Genomic DNA, 3,842 nt, shown 5'->3' on the forward strand with positions numbered 1-3,842 from the left:
CACGGCCACCGCGGTCGCCACCGCGACGGTCTCCGCCACGGTCGCCACGGCCACCGCGATCGCCACGGTCACCGCGATCACGCGGCGGGCCGGAGGGGCGGGCAGTGTCTTCGGGGTTCCATTCGATGCCCTGTTCTTCCAGCAGCACGGCCTTGCGGCTGGCGCGGATGCGGTCGCCGTTGATCTCGATGACCTTCACGGTCATGTCTTCGCCAAGGCGCGCCACGTCGCCAGCCTGTTCCACGCGGTTGGTGTCCAGCTGCGAGATGTGCACCAGGGCTTCGAGGTTGGGCAGGATTTCGACGATGGCGCCGATTTCCAGCACCTTGCGCACCTTGCCCACGTAGTTCTTGCCCAGTTCCGCGCGCTGGTCGTAGTACTGCACCATTTCGCGGGCCATTTCCATGGCCTCGAAGGTGGGCGCGAAGATGGAGACCTTGCCGCTGTCCTCGATGTCGATGGACGCGCCGGTGGCCGCGGTGATGGCCTTGATGTTCTTGCCGCCGGGGCCGATGATGATGCGGATGACGTCGGGGTTGACGAACACCTCGGCATGCTGCGGGGCGTACTTGGACAGTTCGGTGCGCGGGGTTTCCAGCACCTTGGCCATTTCGGCCAGGATGTGCAGGCGCGCTTCGCGGGCCTGGGCCATGGCGCGGGCCATGACGTCGGTGGGCAGGCCTGTGATCTTGATGTCCATCTGGACGGCGGTGATGCCTTCGGCAGTGCCCGCGATCTTGAAGTCCATGTCGCCGAGGGCGTCTTCATCGCCAAGGATGTCGGTGAGCACCAGGTACTCGCCCTCTTCCTTGATCAGGCCCATGGCCACGCCAGCCACCGGGGCGGTGACGGGCACGCCCGCGTCCATCAGCGAAAGGCTGCCGCCGCACACGGCGGCCATGGACGAGGAGCCGTTGGATTCCATGGTTTCCGCCACCACGCGCAGCGTGAAGGGGAAGGAATCGTCAAGGGGCAGCACCGGCTTCAGCGCCTTTTCGGCAAGGGCGCCGTGGCCGATTTCGCGGCGGGACACGCGCGACATCTTCACTTCGCCCACCGAGTAGGCGGGGAAGTTGTAGTGCAGCATGAACTTCTTGGTCACGTCGCCCACCAGCGAATCCATGCGCTGGCTGTCGGTGGAACTGCCAAGGGTGGCCACCACCAGCGACTTGGTTTCGCCGCGCGCGAACAGGGCGGAACCGTGGGCGCGGGGCAGCAGGCCCGCTTCGATCAGGATGGGGCGCACGGTCTTGGTGTCGCGGCCATCGATGCGGGTGCCTTCCTTCAGGATGCGGCGGCGCACCAGCACCTTTTCCAGCGAACCGAGCATGTCGCCCACTTCGCGGCCAAGGTTGGGGTTCTCGGCCAGGGCCGGGTCGGCCAGCAGGGCTTCGAGCACCTTTTCTTTCACGGCCTTGCGGGCGTCCTTGCGGGCCATCTTTTCAGGGATGCGCAGGGCCTTGTCCAGTTCGGCGGTGGCCAGTTCTTCGACGCGGGCCTTCAGCTCGGTGTTTTCCACCGGGGGCGTCACGGTCATCTTGGCCTTGCCCACCAGTTCCACCAGCTTGAGCTGGGCGTCGATGAGCGGCTGGATTTCCTTGTGGGCCCATTCCAGGGCGGCCACGATGACGTCTTCGGGCACGAACTGGGCTTCGCCTTCCACCATCACCACGGAATCGCGCGAGGCGGCGATGACGATGGCAAGGTCGCTGCCTTCCATTTCCTTCAGGGTGGGGTTCAGCACGAATTCGCCGTTCACGCGGCCAATGCGCGCACCCGCCACAGGACCTTCGAAGGGAATGGGCGAGATGCTCAGCGCGGCGGAGGCACCGGTAAGGGCCAGCACGTCGCTGTCGTTTTCCTGGTCGGCGGAAATGACGTTGGCGAGAATCTGCACTTCATCGCGGAAGCCCTTGGTGAACAGCGGGCGCACCGGGCGGTCGATGAGGCGCGAAACCAGGGTCTCGCGTTCGCTGGGGCGACCGATTTCGCGGCGGAAGAAGCTGCCGGGAATGCGGCCGGCGGCGTACATCTTTTCGGAGTAGTCCACCGTCAGCGGGAAAAAGCCCATGTCGCGTTCCATGGGCTGGGTGCACGCGGTGACCAGCACCACGGTGCCGCCGCACTGCACCCAGACCGCGCCGTGCGCCTGATTGGCGAGACGACCGGTCTCAAGGATGATTTCTTTTCCGCCAACCATGGCGGAGACGCGGGTAGCGTTGAAAACGCTCTGCATTGTTGCGTACCTCTTCGGTTCAGCGAAGGGGATTCCGGGGAGAAGGCCATGATGTGACCCTGTTGCGCTCCTGCTGCGAGCAGGATGTGCCCGGTCGGGTCATCATGGTGGGGCCGGAGGCGGCAGTTGCGGCTACCGGCATGGCGCTCTTCCCGGACCCCCCTTCACGCTGCGTGTTGGGGGCGACTCGTCGCCCATGCGCATCGCGCAGGGCCCGCCGTCACGCGACGGCGGGCCCTGCCGATGGCGGATTACTTTCTGAGGCCGAGCTTTTCGATCAGCGCACGGTAGCGCTGAACGTCCTTGGCCTTCAGGTACTTGAGGAGCTTGCGACGCTGACCGACCATCTTCAGCAGGCCGGTACGCGAGTGAAAGTCCTTCTTGTGCGTCTTGAAGTGCCCGGTGAGCTGTTCGATGCGGGCGGTGAGCAGGGCAACCTGCACTTCGGGCGAACCGGTGTCGCCTTCATGCTTGGCGTGCACATCAATGATGCTCTTCTTCTGATCGACGTCCATGACCACAGCTGTATCCTCCAAAGTGGATGTTATTGACTCCACAGTCCCCGAAGCACGGTCCAGACCGGCTGCGCGTTCACGATGCGCGTCTCGGCCAGGGCCACGGGCGTGTCGTCCGGAGCGAGCATGATGGCCTTCAGCCCTTCGGCAAATGGCAGTTGCGCCATGGCCTCGGGCTCGTAAGGCAGGGCCGTCCCGTTGCGTACCGCCGCCTCCTGCGCCGCGCCGATGCGCAGCTTGGGCCAGTGGGGCAGGGCTCGCGTGACGGGTATGACCCGCTCCGGCAACCGCTCGGGCTCGGCGAGCACGGCATCAAGCTCGTGCGCCTCGTCAATACCGAACGGGTGACTGTACTCCCGGGTCAGTTCCGTAAGCATGGCGCCGCACCCTAAACGCATCCCCAAGCTGTGGGCCAGGGACCGTATGTAGGTGCCGGAACTGCACGTTACCCGGAAGGTCGCGAACGGCAGGTCGCACGATACGACCTGTGCCCGCGAAATTTCGACGGTCTTCGTCTTTACCGGCGTCTCGCGCCCGGCCCGGGACAGCTTGTACAAGGGCTGCCCCTGATGCTTGGCGGCGGAGTAGGGCGGCACCTCCTGTTCGGTGCTGCCCAGCCAGTTTTCCACCTCGCGCCGGATGTCGTCCGGGGTCACGTGGTCGTACGGGGCGGTGGCCGTCACGCTGCCTTCCGCGTCCCACGTATCGGTGGTGGTGCCAAGGCGAAGGGTGCCAAGATACACCTTTTCGCCGTCGGCCATCAGGTGGCCGGAAATTTTTGTCGCATGCCCCAACAGCACAAGGAGCACCCCCCTCGCCATGGGGTCGAGGGTGCCCGCGTGCCCGATCTTTTTCTGGCCAAGCCGTTTCACCCTGGCGATGCACTGGGCCGAGGTGGGCCCCTGGGGCTTGTTCAGCACCAGAAGGCCATGCTGCTGCGCTGGCAGGACAGCCATATACCTTATGCCTCTTTGCCGCAGGGCGCAAGCTGCGCGGGAATGGCCGCCAGCACGGCCCGCGCGGCCTCGTGCGGCAGCATGTCCAGTTCCGCCCCTGCCGCATTGCGGTGCCCGCCGCCGCCAAAGGCCGCC

At 65.5% G+C, this 3,842-nt stretch carries 3 protein-coding genes; all 3 read right to left on the reverse strand.

The window, feature by feature from the left end:
* Window positions 1-2,236 (reverse strand): polyribonucleotide nucleotidyltransferase (pnp, locus tag FVW27_RS10025; RefSeq protein ID WP_167124800.1); only part of this gene is annotated, 2,236 nt, incomplete at its 3' end.
* 251 nt (window positions 2,237-2,487) lie between these two features.
* Window positions 2,488-2,757 (reverse strand): 30S ribosomal protein S15, encoded by a 270-nt coding sequence (rpsO, locus tag FVW27_RS10030; protein WP_007526356.1) that lies wholly within the window; start codon window positions 2,755-2,757, stop codon window positions 2,488-2,490.
* A 23-nt stretch (window positions 2,758-2,780) separates the two neighbouring features.
* Entirely contained in the window at window positions 2,781-3,707 is a 927-nt protein-coding gene (gene truB, locus FVW27_RS10035) for a tRNA pseudouridine(55) synthase TruB (protein WP_167124802.1), read from the reverse strand.
* Window positions 3,708-3,842: the final 135 nt, after the last annotated feature.

Origin of the sequence: Nitratidesulfovibrio liaohensis (assembly GCF_011682075.1) — a bacterium.
In the GTDB taxonomy this organism is placed as follows: Bacteria; Desulfobacterota; Desulfovibrionia; order Desulfovibrionales; family Desulfovibrionaceae; genus Cupidesulfovibrio; species Cupidesulfovibrio liaohensis.